The sequence below is a fragment of the Microbacterium sp. cx-55 genome (genome assembly GCF_021117345.1).
Lineage (GTDB): Bacteria > Actinomycetota > Actinomycetes > Actinomycetales > Microbacteriaceae > Microbacterium.
The window spans coordinates 726,694-742,449 of sequence record NZ_CP088261.1; the positions used below are offsets into that span (position 1 = coordinate 726,694).

Sequence of the window (15,756 nt, forward strand, 5' to 3'; positions counted from 1 at the left end):
CGACACGTGAGCGTTGACGACGCGGGCGAGCACGAGCGACGCGGGCGAGAACGAGCGACGCGGACGACGCGGACGACGCGGGCGAGCACGAGCGACGCGGACGACGCGGGGGACCGCACGCGCAAGCAGGACGGCGGGAACGACGAAGGGGCCGCCTCGCGGCGACCCCTTCTGTGCGAACGTGCGGCTAGTTGTTGCCGCGCAGGATGGCGAGGATGCGCAGGATCTCGAGGTACAGCCAGACGACCGTGACCATGATCCCGAAGCCGCCGAGCCAGCCGTACTGACGCGGGGCTCCGTTGCGCACACCCTGCTGGATCGAGTCGAAGTCGAGCACCAGCGAGTACGCCGCCATGATCACCACGAGGACACCGATGATCAGTCCGAGCGGAATACCCGCGATCTCCATCGAGCGGAGACCAAACGCGCCACCGGCGAGCGGCACGTTGAAGAGCATCAGCCCGACGTTCAGCAGGCTGAACACCAGGTAGCCGACCATCGCGATCATGAAGACCTTGGTGGCGCGCTTGGAGGCACGCACCTTGCCGCTGGCGAACAGGGCCAGGGTCACACCCACGACGGCGAGCGTCGCGAGCGTCGCCTGAACGACGATGCCGGGGTAGAGGAACTCGAAGAACGCCGAGATTCCGCCGACGAAGAGTCCTTCGAACGCGGCGTACGCGAAGATCAGCGCGGGGCGGATCTTCTTGCGCGAGGTGAAGATGACGACCATCGAGAGCACGAAGCCGACGAGCGCACCGATCAGCATCGGGGCGATCGACGGGCGCGGGTTGGCGGCGGTGACGCCGGCCATCGTCCACATCCAGCCGGCGACCGCACCGACGACGAGCACGCCGAACAGGGCGAGCGTCTTGTGGACGGTGTCTTCGACGGTCATGCGACCGGTCTCGATCGCACCGGCGGGCGGGCCGGCGAGGGCGCCTTCCAGCTGAGCGTGCGCGGCCAGGTCGGCGGACTGCGACGCGGGCGGCGGCACGAGGCTCGCGTCGCGTGCGCCGCCGGGGTAGGAACGCACCGCGCGTTCGTCACGGAACGCGGGATTGTTGAACGCGGGGTTGGATGAAGCCATCGGCTCGATCACACTCCAGGTATCGGGTGACGGCACGGTGCCGTTAACCCACGATATCCGAGTAATTACGGGGGAGACGAGCCGAGACCTGTGAGTGGACTTTGAGCCGCCGATGTGCCCGGCCGGATCGAGGGTGAGCGCGACCCCCGCCCGGTAGCCTGAACGCGATGTCTCCCCTCGTGATCGGCCACCGCGGCGCTCCCGGCTATCTGCCCGAGCATTCCCGTTCGTCCTACGAACTCGCGATCGCGAGCGGTGTCGACGCGGTCGAACCCGACATCGTGCCGACGAAGGACGGCGTGCTCGTCATCCGGCACGAGAACGAGATCTCCGGCACGACGGATGTGGCCGACCACCCCGAGTTCGCGCACCTGCACCGCACGAAGGACTTCGCGGGTCACTCGCTGACCGGGTGGTTCACCGAAGACTTCACCTGGGCCGAGCTCTCGACGCTGCGGTGCCGCGAACGTCTCCCGAACATCCGCCGCGCGAGCGCCGCCCACGACGACGAGGATCCGATCCTCCGCCTGACCGACCTGCTCGGCATCCTCGCCTCGGCCGGGCGCCCGGTCGCCATGGTGCTCGAGATCAAGCACGCCGCGTACTTCGCCGCGATCGGCCTCGACCTCGTGCCGATGATTCTGAGCGAGCTCGCCGCATCCGGATGGGCGGATGCGGACGCCCCGCTGATCATCGAATCATTCGAGCCCACCGTGCTCGCGCAACTGCGGGGGCACGGTCTCGCAGGCACCTACATCCAGCTCGTCGAAGCCGAGGGCGCCCCGATCGACCTCCTGCTCACGCAGGGCGCCGCGGCGCCGAGCTACCGGGACATGGTCTCTCCCGCCGGACTCGATCTCCTGATCGACCGGGTGGACGGCATCAGCCTCGATAAGAAGATGATCCTGGCGCCCAATAAGCTCGGCCGGATCACCGGACCTGCCGCCGTCGTCGCCGAGGCGAAGGCACGCGGCCTGCAGGTGTTCACGTGGACCTGCCGGCCGGAGAACCGATTCCTCGCGCGGCAGTTCCGCGTCGGCTCGGAGCCCGCGCAGTTCGGCGACTACGAGGGCGAGTGGGAGATCCTCCGCGCGGCCGCACTCGACGGCGTGTTCGTCGATCACGCCGACCTCGGTGTCGCGTTCTTCGGCGCGTCCGTGCCGGTTCCGCCGCGCGCGTGACGACCGGACCCCGCTCGACCTGACTCGCACCGGCACCGACGCGTGTCGCACACCCGCGTGGCTCTGGCAAGCCCGGATGTCGCGCTCATGCCCTGACCACACTGGGGCATCGAGAGACGGGAGTGCTCATGAAAGCGATGACCTACCGCGGGCCGTACAAGGTGCGCGTGGAAGAGAAGCCCGATCCCCGGATCGAGCACCCGAACGACGCGATCGTGCGCGTCACCCGTGCGGCGATCTGCGGATCCGACCTGCACCTGTATCACGGGATGATGCCGGACACCCGGATCGGGCACACGTTCGGGCACGAGATCATCGGCGTCGTCGAAGAGGTCGGCTCATCGGTGCAGAACCTGCAGCGCGGCGACAAGGTGATGGTTCCCTTCAACATCTTCTGCGGTTCCTGCTACTTCTGCGCTCGGGGACTGTACTCGAATTGCCACAACGTGAACCCGAACGCGACGGCCGTCGGCGGCATCTACGGCTACTCGCACACGACCGGCGGGTACGACGGCGGGCAGGCCGAACGGGTGCGGGTGCCGTTCGCCGACGTCGGACCCACCGTCATCCCGGAGTGGCTCGCCGATGAGGACGCGTTGATGTTGACGGATGCGTTCGCCACCGGATACTTCGGCGCCCAGCTGGGCGACATCGTGCAGGGTGACACAGTCGTGGTCTTCGGCGCCGGGCCGGTGGGCCTGTCGGCTGCGCGCTCGGCGTGGTTCATGGGAGCCGGCCGCGTGATCGTCGTCGATCACCTCGACTACCGCCTGGCGAAGGCGCGCGAATTCGCCTACGCGGAGACGCTCTCGATCTCCGAGCACAAGGACATCGTCGTCGCCCTGAAACAGGCGACCGAGTATCTCGGCGCCGATGTCGCGATCGATGCCGTCGGAGCGGAGGCCGACGGCAGCCTGCTGCAGCATGTGACGGGCGCCAAGCTGAAGCTGCAGGGCGGATCGCCGGTCGCGCTGAACTGGGCCATCGACTCGGTCCGCAAGGGCGGCACCGTGTCGGTCATGGGTGCGTACGGGCCGATCCACGCGGCGGTGAAGTTCGGCGACGTCGTCAACAAGGGTCTCACCCTGCACGCCAACCAGGCGCCGGTGAAGAGGCAGTGGCCGCGGCTCTTCGAGCACATCCAGGCCAGCCTCGTGCGACCGAGCGACCTCATCACCCACCGCATCCCGCTCGAGGACATCGCCGAGGCCTATCACGTGTTCTCGTCGAAACTCGACGACTGCATCAAGCCCGTCATCGTCGTCTCCTGAGGAGAAGCCATGCCTTACACCGCAGAGAACCCGAACCCCGGTCCGTCCGTCGAGAAGCTCCGTGCCCGCATCCCGGGGTGGGGAGTCGATCTCGACACGGCCGACCGGCCGTCGTTCCCGCAGGAACGTTTCGATCTTCCGCCGACCGGTGCTCATTGGGACGAGCCGGAACGGCAGCCGGACGATCCCGGTCGGGAGCGCTCGATCGAGCACGCGATGCTCACCCCCGTGTACGGCACGGCGCAGCCCCTTCACGGGCTGTCCGGTGCCATCCGCCGCTCCGCCTACGCGCGGTTCAGCGAGGGTCGGGCTCGGCACTGGCTCCTGCTCATCGCAGCGGATCGGGTGGAGGCGGCCGGAGCCCACGCGCGGTCGCTGTTCACGCTCCGCCCCGACAACCCGATCACCGAGACCGGCATCCTCGCCGAGCGGCGCTCCCGCCCGCTGTCGTCGCGGTACGGCCGCGGGCGGGTCGACGCGCGGCACACCTGGATGGACCCGCTCCTGGTCGCGGGGCCCTGGGTGCTCGCCGCGGCAGGGCTCTGGAGCATCGCGGCGCGCCTCCGCCGACGCTGACCCCGCTGAGCGCCCCGTCCGTCGCGGACGGGGGCGCTCAGCGGGTGCGGTGATCTTCAGCGGTCCGAACCGCCCGCGGGCGGGTTCAGGTGCCGGATGCGGCGTCCCTCGGCCACATCCGCCCGCTCTTTCTCCTGCGTCTTCTCGATCTTGCGGGTGTCGCGCGGTGGCAGCTGGATCTGCTCCTCGGCGGCAATGCCAGCCTGGAGCTGCCGACCGCGTTCCAGCTCGGCGTCGAACTCCGCCCCGAACAGGATGGCGAGGTTCGCGATCCAGAGCCACAGCAGGAAGATGATGACGCCCGCGAGCGACCCGTAGGTGCGGTCGTAGTGGGAGAAATTCGCGACGTAGATCCCGAAGCCGAGCGTCGCGACCGCGAGGATGACGAGGGCGAACACCGCGCCGAGGCTGATCCAGCGGAATTTCGGCTGCTTCGCATTGGGAGCGCCGTAATAGAGGATGGCGAGGATCGGCACGACGATCGCCACCAACACCGGCCACTTCGCGATACTCCAGATCGTCAGCGCCGCCTCGCCCAGCCCGAGCGACGATCCGACGGCTTCCGCGATCGGGCCGGAGACGACCAGGATGAGGGCGGCGAGGGTCACCAGTGCGACCGCGATCACGGTGAGCAACAGCTGGACGGGCTTCAGCTTCCAGACCGGTCGCCCCTCGTCGATCTCGTAGATGCGATTCATCGCCCGACTGAACGCACTGACGTACCCCGAGGCCGTCCAGATGGCCAGCACGATCCCCAGGACGAGGGCGAACCCCGCACTCGGTGACGAGGAGAGCTCCTCGATCGGCGCCCGGAGGCTCTCCGCCATCCCGGGGGCGACCTCGTCGACGATCCCGAGGACCGTCTCGGCGGTGCTCTCGCTCTGCCCGACGACGCCGAGCAGCGAGAACACCGCGAGCAGTCCCGGGAAGAGGGCGAGGACGCCGAAATAGGTGAGCGCGGCGGCGATGTCGGGGCACTGGTCCGTCATGAACTCTCGGACGGTCTTGCGCAGAACGTACTTCCAGGATCGCCCGGTGAGGTCATCGGGCGAGTCCGGCTTCCGGGCCTCGGCGGATGCGGCGGTGCTCTGCGCGCGAGACGGGGTACTGCTGTCGTTCACGGTTCTCCTCAAAGAAGAACGGAGGCGATGCGGCACCGGCCGCACCGCCCCCGTTCGGTGATCACTGCGGGGCGGTGACGTTCTCGCGGGCGTCGCGCGCGCGGTCGCCAACCGTCGCGGCGGCGCCGGTGGCGGCGTCCTTTACGTTCGAGACGGCTTCGGTCGCGCTGTCCTTCACGGCGGCCGCCGCATCCTGCGCCGGTTCCTTCAGCTGCTCGCCGACGTCTTTCGCGACGCTCGATGCCTCGTCGAGGAGCGGCTGGGCCTGGTCCTTCACGGTTGCCGCGAGGTCCTTCTCCTTGCTCGACGCCGGAATCAGCGAGGAGAGGAGGAGGCCCGCGCCGAGGGCGATGAGGCCGACGGCCAGCGGGTTGCCGCTGGCTTTGGCGGCCGCGCGGTGCCCGGCGCCGGAGACGCCGGCGAGGGCGGATGCTCCGGAGTCCGCGAACGAGGAACCGGCGTCGTGGATCGACGAGCCGGCGTCGTCGGCGACACCCATGACCCGGTCGCGCACCGAACCCAGCGCGCCCCGCATCTTGTCGGTCTGGCGGTGCACGATCTTCGACGGGGTGACTTTGTCGGCGAGGGCGTCGACGTTCTGTCCGAGATCGCGGCGGGTGCTTTCGATCTCAGCGCGGATGGCTTCGGGTGAATCGCTCATCGGTTCTCCTCATTTCTCTTGATGGCGTCGGGGATCTCTTTGAGCGTGTCCACGGTCAGCGGTGCTCCCTCGACGTTCTTCATGTTCTTGCGGCCGCTGCGGAGCAGAATGGCGGCGATGATCGCCCAGATGACGGCGACGATGATCGCGGACCAGACGAGACCCGTCAGGAAGCCGAGGCCCCACCACAGCGCCATTGAGACGAAGTAGATCGCCATGAGGCCGGCGTACCCGCCCGCTCCGAGGAGACCGGCGCCCTTGGACGCGTGACGAGCCGACTCGGAGAGCTCGGCCTTCGCCAGCGCGATCTCCTGACGCATGAGCGTCGAGAGGTCGCGGGTCACCTCGCCCAGCAGATCGCCGAGCGAGGTCGTCGCGGCCTGCTGCTCAGAGGGTGTCGGATCGGTCATCGCGAGGGCCTCCTGTCGGGGTGGATTCCGCCCATGCCGCGCGCGACTGGTCGTAGACGGGCGTCGCGTCCAGCGGAGCGGGAGCGGGAGCAGCAGCGGGTGCGGGTGCGGGTGCGGCGCTCGCCGTCTCGGATGCCGCGGCGTGCTCGTCCTTGGCGTTCTCGCCGAGGGCGCGCACGAGACGACCGACGACGAGTCCGGTGACGGCGGCGATGCCGATGAACATCCCGGGCTTGCGGCGGGCGTAGGACTTCACTTCCTCGAGCAGGGCCGCGGGATCGCGGTCGCCGATCCACGTCGCCACGTTCGAGACCCGGTCGGAGGCCTGGCGGACGAGGTCTGCGCCGATGCCCGGAGACTCGGCGCCATCCGCCAGAGACGAAAGCTCGTCGCCCACGGTATGCAGTCCCGACGCGATGCGCTCCTGCTGCGTTGCCGCTTGGTCCGCCAGCTGCCGCTGCGTCTGCGAGTACAGGTCCTTGACCTGCGTGACGGCCTCGTGAGCGACCGTGGAGACTTCGCTCTTGCTCGTCTCGACGACGTTCCCGGCCTCGTGCACGGCGGTGTCCGTGAGTTCGGATGCTTCGTGCTTCGCCGTGTCGACGGTGCCCGAGGGGGTGGACGATTGTGCGGTCGGCGCAGCGCTCAACCCTTCGCCGTAGATGTTCGACATTGTGTTCCTTTCGATCACCGATCCGGAGGATCGGGGGAGGGGGTGGAGTGCGGCACGGATCCTGTTCTCGCACAGGACACCCGCGCCGCGAGGCGCGGGGCCTACTTGGTGCTGAACGTGTCCTTGATGACGCCGGCCGCCTTGTCGACGATGTTCGGCTTCGGGTCGGTGCCGAAGAACCGCGGGTCGGGCTGGGTGGGCGGCGGCATCGGCACGCTGGAGTCGGGGCCGGCGAGGTAGGTGAATTCCCCCTTGCCGTCGGGCGTCGGCCCGGAGGCCCAGGACCCCTCGGCGGCCGCCTGCCCGTCGGAGAAGTTGATGTACTGGTAGCTCACATCGCGGTTCTCCTGCGAGATCGGGAAGTTGCTCGGTACGGGCAGGTCTTCCACACCTTCCTCGCGAAGCTCCTGGACGGCGCGCGTCCACTGGTTCTGATGCATCGTGTCGCGAGCGATCAGGAAGGAGAGCAGGTCGCGCACGCCGTGGTCGTCGGTCATGTTGTAGACCCGCGCGGCCTGGATGCGTCCCTGCATCTCGGCGTTCACGTTGGCGGTGAAGTCGGCGAGCAGATTGCCGCTCGCGGTGACATAGGAACCCTGCCACGGGTTGCCGTTGCTGTCGACGGGACGAACGCCCGCTCCCGCGACGATCGCTGCCTGCACGTCCATCCCGCCGATGACCGCACCGAGTACGGGGTCGGCCGCCGCGGCGGCTTCGGACTGTTCGACCGGCGCCTTCTCGAGAAGCTGCGCGATCATGATCGCGAGCATCTCGACGTGGCCGAATTCTTCGGCGCCGATGCCGTAGAGGACGTCGCGGTATTTGCCGGGCACGTGCGAGTTCCAGGCCTGGAAGCCGTACTGCATGGCCACCGAGATCTCGCCGTACTGGCCCCCCAGCAGCTCCTGCATCCGCCGCGCGAGGATCGCGTCGGGTTTGCTCGGCGACGCCTGGAACTGGAGTTCCTGCTTGTGGAAGAACATGAAAACCCTTCGGTTCGACGGGACCCGTGCGGGTCGTGGGATGGCGACGTTACGGCCGCCCGGAAAGGCGTTTATGCACTGGTGGGATGGCGTCGGAAGGAGTAGCCTCCGCGGCCGAGTGCGCGCGCGTGGGATAGGTCGTGGGAGCGCGCACACGGCGAAATGTCAACCCCCTTTGTGAGGCGCGGAGCCCGGCTTTACGGTGGCCGCTCTGCGCGGCTCCGAGGCATTCGGAATGCGCATTTTCCATACGAGTGAGGGGGATTCATCAGTGGGAAAGTTGTTGTACAACTCGGGGGAGTTCCCGTTCGACATCGACGATCGGACGCTGGCGCACCTGCGGGTGGTCTTCATGAATAAGCTGCGGCGCGGGGAGCCCTTCATGCTCCAAGTTCCCGACCCGAACGGCATCGGGACGCGCAGTGTGTGGATCAGCGCCGGGGTACCCGTGTCGTTCCAGTTTCTGGGGAGCCGTGCTCCGTCCATTGATATGCGATGGATCGACGAGCTGATGACCGAGGCGAACAGCCCCAACGGCTTGACGTGCTCGTCGGAGCCGGCCTATGTCACGGCCGAGCTCCAGGCGGCCGCCCGGCTCGATCTCTCGTCGAGCCGGGGCTGAGGAGGGCCGCCGCGGCTGCTCGCGCGTAACGGATCTGGTCTCCGAAGGGAAGATCGGCCGAGAATCGATTGCACGGGATACACCTGACCAATGGACAGGATTCACTATGCGGGCGACTCGTGTGCGACGGGCACGGACATCGCGCGAGCGTTGCTCGACTACGCGCAGGCTCTCGCCCAGACGGGCGGCTCCGCGACGGTCGACGTTCCGACGATCAACGACGACGGATCGCGGGGGCGCTCGCAGTTCTTGGTCGGCCCGTCGAGCCAGTTGATCTCGAGTGCGGAGGCCTCGACCTACGACGAACTGATCGATGAGGAGTTGGTCGCCTTCCTGCGGGGAGAAGCATCGCGATTGCGCATGTACGGCCCGGCGGCACCCTCTGCGGAACTCGCTGACGCCGACCAGCCGGAGGCGTGGACCGAGTACGGAGTCTGAGCTCCGAGAGGTGGCATCCGCGCGACGAGCTTGCTAACATATCCGTAGTTGAGTCGTGGGGACTCAACTACACGACCGGAAGGAGATCTTTCATCATGGCTATGACTTTTGACCCTTTCAGCGAACTCGACCGACTGGCCGCAGGGCTTCTGCAGTCTCGTCCGGGTCCGCGCACGATGCCCGTCGACCTCTACCGTGACGCCGATCGGTACGTCGTGACCGCCGACCTTCCCGGTATCGACCCGGGCTCGGTCGACGTCGATGTCGACGGCCAGTTGCTCACGATCCGCGCGCAGCGCACGGCCGGCAGCGCCGACGGCGCGAAGTGGCTCGTGCAGGAGCGTCCGGCCGGCACGTATCTTCGCCAGTTCAGCATCGGCGAAGGCGTCGACACGGCCGGAATCTCGGCGAGCTACGACAACGGCGTGCTGAGCGTCGTCATCCCCGTGAGCGAGCGCGCCAAGCCCCGCAAGATCGAGGTGCAGAGCGTGGCCGCATCCGAGACGCAGAAGACGCTGACGAGCTGAGGCTCGACACGAGAAAGGCGCGGACCGATCGGTTCCGCGCCTTTCTCGCGTATCGGCTAGGCGCGAAGCGCACCGTCGATGAGATCGAAGACGCGCGGATCCCAGGTGAGTGCGCGGTCCCAGCTCAGGCCAAATCGGTCCGCGAGATAGATGCTGTGCACGTCGTCGACCTCGTGGATCGTGCGGCGGGGGAGGACCGCATCCGAGACCTCCCGCGCCGACGCGCTGCGCAGTGCCACCAGCCCGTCGTGCGGCCAGAGCGTGGGCGGTTGGTCGGCGGACGCGAAGAACGACCCGCCGATCAGCGTCACGGAGATGTCGTCGAGCGCCCCGCGTTGGGTGTCGTTCCACCCGTCGGCGCCCGCGAGGAATGCGTGCGAGACCTGGCCGGCGGCGCCCTGCGACACCCGGTCGGCGTATTCGCGCGATTGCTCCAGGATGGCGATCGTCGCCGGATCCTCGTGGGCGTCTTCGAGGCGGATGTCGCCCGCCAGGACATCGCCGAGGAGTGACCCGGACCACGGCGTGCCGAGGGTGACGAGTCGGCTCAGCGGCGCGACCGAGGGATCGGCCCGGCTCTGCCCGAGCGCGGCCCGCGTGAAGAGGCCGCCCATCGAGTGCGCGACGACGTCGATCCGGTCGAGATCGAAGGTGGCGGTCAGGTGAGCGAGGAAGGTATGCAGCGCGTGTCCGGCGTCCGCGATCGTTCCCGCGGCATTGATGGTCATCGCGGCGGGGAGTTCTGCCGGCACATCGGAGAATCCCTGCCAGCCGGTGTCGTCGGCGACGGTGCCCGGCCCGATGCGGGCGGGAGCGGTGAACACGGCGTGCCCGGCGCGTAGGAGGTGCGCGCGCACCGCGGTCATCGTGTTGCCCGCGGCCAACCCGGTTCGGGCGCCGGCATCCGGCGTGGTGAACGGGGTGACGGCAGCGCCACCGGAGACGAGGACGACAGCGTGCACGTGACTACTGTGACAGACGCGATGAGGGCGCGAACGCACCGCATCCGACTCGGCCGGTCGGGGTGCTCCGCGTCACGCCGAGACCCGCACCGTGCGGCCGTCGAAGACGACCAGATCGCCGACCCTCAGCTGTCGTCCGCGGCGGCGCTCGACGTCGCCGTTGACGCGGACCTCGCCGTCGACGATGGCTTCTTTGACGTCGCCACCGGAGTCGAGAAGACCGGCGAACTTCACGAACTGTCCGAGGCGGATGCCGTCTTCGCCGACGGACACATCGCGGATCGGGGTCGGATTCGTCATCCTCGAATGCTAGTGAACACCGGTCGTCCGCGCGCGGTGAGGCGTCAGCGTGGGCCGAGCGAATCGATCGCCGCCTGGATCTCTGCCGCCCACCAGTCCGGGCGTTCGTGCTCCTGGACGAGCTCGAGCGCTCGCTGAAGGTCGCTCCGCGCTTCGTCGTGCTTCTGCAGGCCGAGATGCGCGAACCCACGGTGACGGTACGCCCGGGCGAGGAAGTCCGGTTCGTGCGGAAAGAACGATGCGTCGTCCATGATCCGATTCGCGACGTCTTTGGCGTCGGAGTAACGCTCGAGGCGGAGAAGCGCTTTCACCGCGATGGCCGTCGTCACGCTGTTCGAGGAGTACCACTCCCGGATCGAGAAATCGGCCTCGTGCTCGTCCAGCACCCGACGCATCTCAAGGGCTTCGCCGAGCGCGCCCTCCGGATCATCCGGCATCATCGCGATGGCTATCCAGTATCTGGTCTGCACTTGGGCTTCGGGAGAGCGTTGTTCTCGGGCCTCCGCGAGAGCCTGTCGCGCACGCGCCAGGGCCGAGTCGAGCTCGCCGCGCCGGGCGCTGCTCCAGGCCAGCGAGATCAATGCCCACGTGGCGACAGTGCCTGCCCCTGCCGCCTCCGCCGTCGAGCGCGCCCGAAGGGCGATCTCTTCGGCGACATCCGCATCCCCGTCGATCAGTCCGAGCTCGAGCGCCGCCATCATCTGCAGCTGGTAGGCCAGGGCCCCCTGATCGCCCAGGTGCTCGGCAGCAGACACCCCGATCTGCGCGACCGTGCGCCAGTGTCGATACCCGAGCCATCGCTCCGCGAATTGGGTGAGCGCCCGCGCCGTGTCGAGGACGGCGACCTGCGACTCCGCGGGTGTCGCTGCCGAGACCTTCAGTGCTTCGAGCCAGGTGTCTGCCTCCGTGATCAACCACGCTCGCGCCGAGGCGAGCGTGACTTCTCCGGGCATCGCGGCAGCATCCGTCTCTTCCGTGCGCAGCGCCATCTCGCGTGTCATTTGCAGCGTCCATTGCCGAAGCCGGGTGCGCTGCGCATCGATCTCGCGCGAGTCCTGTTCGGCCGACAGGCGGCGGTCGGCGAAGATCCGAAGGAGATCGTGAATCCGGTACCGGTCACCGCTCAACGACTCGAGCAGGGCGAGATCGGTGAGTTCATCGAGCACTTCCCGCGTCGTCTCGTCGTCGAACGGGTGGAGGGACGCGACCATATCGGCGCGGAATGAGGCGCCGGTGATGAGGGGGATGCTGCGGAAGACCTGTCTCGACCGTGCCGTGAGCGCCTCGTAGGAGAGGGTGAAGGTCGACTCGACGCGCAGATCTCCCGCGACGAGCTGGCGGAGCCGCGTGGCGTCCACGCGCAGCCTTCGTGCGAAATCCTCCACGGTCCACGCGGGACGCGACGAGATCCGGTTGCCGGCGATCCGCAGTGCCAGCGGGAGGTCGGCACACAGCTCGGCGAGCTCAGCGAGCTCCCCGGATGACTGTTGCGACGGCGGGATCGTGCGGGCGAGGAAGTCGATGCTCTCGTGCCGGGCGAGGGAGCCGAGGACGACGCGCTGGCAGCCCTCGAGTCCCGTCAAAGACCGCTGCGAGGTCAGGACGATGCGCACCGCATCGGATGCGGTCAGCACGGGTCGCACCTGCGCTTCGTTCGTGACGTTGTCGAGGAGGACGGCGAAGGACTTGTTCGCGCTCGATCGCCGCCAGGCCGCGACGGCGTCGTCGATCGTGTCGAGTTCGTCGTCGACGCCGATCTGACGCAGGAGCGCCTGCAGCACCTGGAGCGAGGAGAGCGGAAGCGTGTCGGGAGTGTGGAGGTTGACGAACAGGATGTCGGCGCCGCCCGGGATGGCGCGGTGGAGCGCCTCGAGCGCCACGGTCGTCTTGCCCACGCCCGCCGTGCCGGTGACGACGACGGGCGTCGGAGGGGTGCTCTGCGGCGACAGGATCGACGCCAGAACGCTCATCTCCGCCTCGCGCCCGCTGAAATCCGGGAGTCGGAGCGGACGGACGGACACCGGCGGACGATCGAGGGCCGCGCCGCGTCGACCCGGCCGCGCCGCGCTCAGAAACTCGGTGCGCTCCTGGTCGGCCAGGTGCAGCCCGTCGGCGAGCGCGATCACGGTACGCCGCTGCGGGCCGGCGCTCATCCCTCGCTCGATGTCGCTGATCGTTCGCACGCTCACCCGGGATTGCTCCGCGAGACCCTCGATCGTGAGGTCGGCGCGTTGGCGACGGCGGCGCAGCAACTCTCCGAACGGGTGCGACACGCGGTCTCGTCTCCTTGCGCGGGGGGACGTCGATGCGGTCAGGGCCTCGTGGGCGTGCGCGGGTCGGCTGTCCCACGGATGACCTTTCCAGATCCGGCGCAGCCCCGCAAAACTGCCTCGGAGATGGGGGCTGCGGGTCGTCGATCCGTCAGGCGCGCGACTCGATCTCGGTGGCGGCGTCGAGCAACAGGTCGACGATCGGCGCCGGATGCGTGTGCATGACGAGGTGCGGTGCGTCCAGCTCCAGAATGCGTCGCGCCAGAGCCCGGCGGCATCCGAAGCGCTGCAGTTCCGGATGGATGACGCGGTCCGCTGCGGAGACGACACCCCAGGTCGGCAGGCCCCGCCACGCGACAGCTGCTGCGCGCTCGGTGAGAGCGGAGACCGCGATCGGCCGCTGCGAGACCGCCATCACCTGCGCCTCATCATCTGAGACGCCCTCCGCGACGAGGAGAGGGAACCTGTCGATGTCGACACTGAGCTCCGTGCATTCCTGGCCGTCGGAGAGGGGGGAGGCGACCAGATGGGGAATGGCCTCGGCGGCGGGGAACAGATCGCGGAGTTCGGCGATGCTCTCGCCGCTGTCGGGAACGTAGCCGTTCACGAAGACCGTGCCCGCCACGTTCGACGCGGATCCGGCGACGGCGACGACCGCGGCGCCGTAGTCGTGTCCGACGAGGATGACCGGCCCCTCGACCCCGCGGGCGATTCGGCGGATGTACCCGCCGTCGTCCGCGAGGCTGCGCATCGAGACCGGCGGCGCGAGCACACGGCATCCGCTTCCGAGAAGACGCAGGGCGATCGGCCACCAGCACGACGCATCGGTGAACGCGCCGTGCACGAGAACATAGGTGACACGAGAAGACATTCGCCTGCCTCGGAAGGGTCGGAGCAACCCTCCGAAGCTACGCCGGAGCCCGCGCCGCACGACGCGACAGTCGTCGCGCACGTTTCGACACCCGTCCGTTGACGTGCTCGTATCGGCGCGACTCACCCGCGGCGCCCATGCAGAAACTGCGATACGCAGCATTTCTGCCTGCTTTCTGCATGGCGCTCACCAGCGAACAGCAGTGCAATGGACTCGGAGACCATTCCGCCCTCGGGCGGCGGTCCCGCGCATCGGCCCACCACGCTGACGCGTCCCGCGACTCGTCCGACAGGGGAGTGTGTGATGAAGAGTATTGCGCTCGTGCAGTACGGGGATCCACTCGCCTCGCTCCGGGATGTGGTCGAGGAGTTGTCGTCGCTGCTGGACCGCACGGTGATGATCCGCACCACGCAGCCCGCGGTCACCGTCCGCAGCAACTCGTCCGCGAGGATGACTCGCGGCCTGCGTACGTTGCACGCGGCAGAGGACGAGATCGAGCTCGACGTGCCGGTGCACGGTCGCGCGGGGCTCCTCGCTCACGTTCTCGTGCTGACCGGGGCCCGCGGGCCGCTGCCGCACGGACACCTCGACGCGCTGGATGCCGCGACCTCCCTGGTTCGGGCAGCGCTCGACGACCCCGCGCTCCCGGCGTTGCCCGGTCGCGACGATGTGCTCGGCGACCTCCTCTCGGACGATGCGACAGCGCGCCGGGCGGCCCTCTCGGTCGCGATCGAACAACGCTGGGTTCGTCGAGGGGCGGGCATGAGGATCCACGCCGTTCGCGTGGACGCGGCGGTCAGCACCGTCATGCTGGTGGCGCTGGGTCGTCGGCTCTCGACGTCCCGGCACCTGCCCTTCGCGTCCCTCGGAGTGAGGAAAGGCACGCTCTACCTGGTGAGCGTGCCCACCACCGCGCCGCTCGAGGACGCGATTCTCGCCGAGGCGGCCGGTCACGGCATCCGCGTGCTCGGGATCGGCTCGGCGTCTCCGTCGGCGGGCGCGGAAGACCTCGAGCAGGCAGCGTACGAGGCATCCTGCGCCGCGGAGCTGTCGGCCACGTTCGACGAGTTCCAGCCCGGAGTCGACGTCAGCGCGCTCGGCGGGTGGCTGCTGCTGGCGTCATCGGCGGCCGAGCCGTCGCAGCTGAAGGTGATCTCGCCCGCCGCGCACGCCCTCTACTTCGAGGGCAGCGAATACCAGCGCCGCACGATCGAGACGTACCTCGACGTCAGCGGGAATGTCGTCACCGCGTGCGGGATCCTCTTCATCCACCGGACGACCCTGTACTACCGGCTCGAAAAGATGCCGCCGGTCGTCCGCGATGCGCTCGCCGACGGCATGAAGCGCAGCACTCTGCACCTGGCGCTCAAGTTGATCCGGATGTGGGAGGCCACCGGTCGGCTGTGAGGCGTTCGTGACTGCGGTCGGGCAGCCGTTCCCGCAGGTGAAGCTCACTGCCGAGAGTCGAGGGCGTCTGATCACATCGGAATGACGACGGATGCCTCAGACGGACCGCCACGCCGCTCGCTTCCCCCCGTACGCGTCCAGTCGAGGTCAACAGCGGCGCTCAACAGCACTTCTCCGCCATGACGGGATCATCCACCGCTCTGCTCGAGCAGGCTCCCAGGAGCGCCGAGCCCGGCAAGGACTAGACGCGACGGCGGGAGTCGAACCCGCAACGCCTCCGGGTATGAGCCGGTGCCCGGGACCACCCGGATCGCCGCGATGATTCGACGCTAGCCGCCGCATCCGACACCGGCGCGAGAAAGTCCGACCGTGTCACGTCGTGACGAAACGTGA

The 15,756-nt window shown here is 68.4% G+C and carries 17 protein-coding genes and 1 tRNA gene; 7 read left to right on the top strand and 11 right to left on the bottom strand.

The features are described 5' to 3' along the window. Positions 1 to 187 precede the first annotated feature (187 nt). On the bottom strand, positions 188 to 1,090 hold the full coding sequence (locus LQ938_RS03445) for a Bax inhibitor-1/YccA family protein (RefSeq protein WP_223721774.1): 903 nt from the start codon (positions 1,088 to 1,090) through the stop codon (positions 188 to 190). Positions 1,091 to 1,257: 167 nt separating this feature from the next. On the opposite strand from LQ938_RS03445, the gene LQ938_RS03450 reads away from it, so the two are divergent. The 3 genes from LQ938_RS03450 to LQ938_RS03460 all read left to right on the top strand — a co-directional run bounded on the left by LQ938_RS03450 (position 1,258) and on the right by LQ938_RS03460 (position 4,118). Next, a complete protein-coding gene (locus tag LQ938_RS03450; protein ID WP_223721775.1) occupies positions 1,258 to 2,271 on the top strand; it encodes a glycerophosphodiester phosphodiesterase family protein in 1,014 nt (337 codons plus the stop codon). 128 nt (positions 2,272 to 2,399) lie between these two features. Continuing rightward, positions 2,400 to 3,542: a zinc-dependent alcohol dehydrogenase gene (locus LQ938_RS03455; RefSeq protein ID WP_223721776.1), complete on the top strand. Its 1,143-nt coding sequence runs from the start codon at positions 2,400 to 2,402 to the stop codon at positions 3,540 to 3,542. Between the two features lie 9 nt (positions 3,543 to 3,551). Next, complete coding sequence (locus LQ938_RS03460; protein WP_223721777.1) at positions 3,552 to 4,118, top strand: hypothetical protein; 567 nt, start codon at positions 3,552 to 3,554, stop codon at positions 4,116 to 4,118. A 56-nt stretch (positions 4,119 to 4,174) separates the two neighbouring features. Here LQ938_RS03460 and LQ938_RS03465 read toward each other — a convergent pair whose 3' ends face one another. The 5 genes from LQ938_RS03465 to LQ938_RS03485 form a co-directional block, all read right to left on the bottom strand. Beyond that, on the bottom strand, positions 4,175 to 5,239 hold the full coding sequence (locus LQ938_RS03465) for a YihY/virulence factor BrkB family protein (RefSeq protein WP_223721778.1): 1,065 nt from the start codon (positions 5,237 to 5,239) through the stop codon (positions 4,175 to 4,177). 61 nt (positions 5,240 to 5,300) lie between these two features. Further along, entirely contained in the window at positions 5,301 to 5,900 is a 600-nt protein-coding gene (locus LQ938_RS03470) for a DUF3618 domain-containing protein (RefSeq protein ID WP_223721779.1), read from the bottom strand. After that, on the bottom strand, positions 5,897 to 6,310 hold the full coding sequence (locus LQ938_RS03475; RefSeq protein WP_223721780.1) for a phage holin family protein: 414 nt from the start codon (positions 6,308 to 6,310) through the stop codon (positions 5,897 to 5,899). The genes LQ938_RS03470 and LQ938_RS03475 overlap by 4 nt, the downstream gene beginning before the upstream one ends. Further along, positions 6,288 to 6,983 carry a hypothetical protein gene (locus tag LQ938_RS03480; protein ID WP_223721781.1) on the bottom strand — a complete coding sequence of 232 codons (696 nt, stop codon included), beginning with the start codon at positions 6,981 to 6,983 and terminating at the stop codon, positions 6,288 to 6,290. The genes LQ938_RS03475 and LQ938_RS03480 overlap by 23 nt, the downstream gene beginning before the upstream one ends. A 101-nt stretch (positions 6,984 to 7,084) precedes the next feature. Then, positions 7,085 to 7,966, bottom strand: coding sequence for a manganese catalase family protein (locus LQ938_RS03485; RefSeq protein ID WP_223721782.1), 882 nt, complete (start codon positions 7,964 to 7,966; stop codon positions 7,085 to 7,087). A 202-nt stretch (positions 7,967 to 8,168) separates the two neighbouring features. On the opposite strand from LQ938_RS03485, the gene LQ938_RS03490 reads away from it, so the two are divergent. The 3 genes from LQ938_RS03490 to LQ938_RS03500 all read left to right on the top strand — a co-directional run bounded on the left by LQ938_RS03490 (position 8,169) and on the right by LQ938_RS03500 (position 9,553). After that, positions 8,169 to 8,588, top strand: a complete 420-nt coding sequence (locus tag LQ938_RS03490) for a DUF7882 family protein (protein WP_231341352.1) — start codon at positions 8,169 to 8,171, stop codon at positions 8,586 to 8,588. Positions 8,589 to 8,678: 90 nt separating this feature from the next. Beyond that, positions 8,679 to 9,026, top strand: a complete 348-nt coding sequence (locus tag LQ938_RS03495) for a hypothetical protein (RefSeq protein WP_223721784.1) — start codon at positions 8,679 to 8,681, stop codon at positions 9,024 to 9,026. 95 nt (positions 9,027 to 9,121) lie between these two features. Beyond that, positions 9,122 to 9,553, top strand: a complete 432-nt coding sequence (locus LQ938_RS03500) for an Hsp20/alpha crystallin family protein (RefSeq protein ID WP_223721785.1) — start codon at positions 9,122 to 9,124, stop codon at positions 9,551 to 9,553. 56 nt (positions 9,554 to 9,609) lie between these two features. On the opposite strand, the gene LQ938_RS03505 is transcribed toward LQ938_RS03500, so the two are convergent. The 4 genes from LQ938_RS03505 to LQ938_RS03520 form a co-directional block, all read right to left on the bottom strand. Beyond that, positions 9,610 to 10,515: an esterase/lipase family protein gene (locus LQ938_RS03505; protein WP_223721786.1), complete on the bottom strand. Its 906-nt coding sequence runs from the start codon at positions 10,513 to 10,515 to the stop codon at positions 9,610 to 9,612. A gap of 72 nt (positions 10,516 to 10,587) precedes the next feature. Further along, on the bottom strand, positions 10,588 to 10,815 hold the full coding sequence (locus LQ938_RS03510) for an RNA-binding S4 domain-containing protein (RefSeq protein ID WP_223721787.1): 228 nt from the start codon (positions 10,813 to 10,815) through the stop codon (positions 10,588 to 10,590). Between the two features lie 44 nt (positions 10,816 to 10,859). After that, positions 10,860 to 13,088, bottom strand: coding sequence for a helix-turn-helix domain-containing protein (locus LQ938_RS03515; RefSeq protein ID WP_223721788.1), 2,229 nt, complete (start codon positions 13,086 to 13,088; stop codon positions 10,860 to 10,862). 148 nt (positions 13,089 to 13,236) lie between these two features. Next, on the bottom strand, positions 13,237 to 13,956 hold the full coding sequence (locus tag LQ938_RS03520) for an alpha/beta hydrolase (RefSeq protein ID WP_223721789.1): 720 nt from the start codon (positions 13,954 to 13,956) through the stop codon (positions 13,237 to 13,239). A 303-nt stretch (positions 13,957 to 14,259) separates the two neighbouring features. Between LQ938_RS03520 and LQ938_RS03525 the strand changes: the two genes are divergently transcribed. Next, a complete protein-coding gene (locus LQ938_RS03525) occupies positions 14,260 to 15,363 on the top strand; it encodes a helix-turn-helix domain-containing protein (RefSeq protein ID WP_223721790.1) in 1,104 nt (367 codons plus the stop codon). A 245-nt stretch (positions 15,364 to 15,608) separates the two neighbouring features. Here LQ938_RS03525 and LQ938_RS03530 read toward each other — a convergent pair. Beyond that, positions 15,609 to 15,681 (bottom strand) — tRNA-Met (locus LQ938_RS03530). Positions 15,682 to 15,756 lie beyond the last annotated feature (75 nt).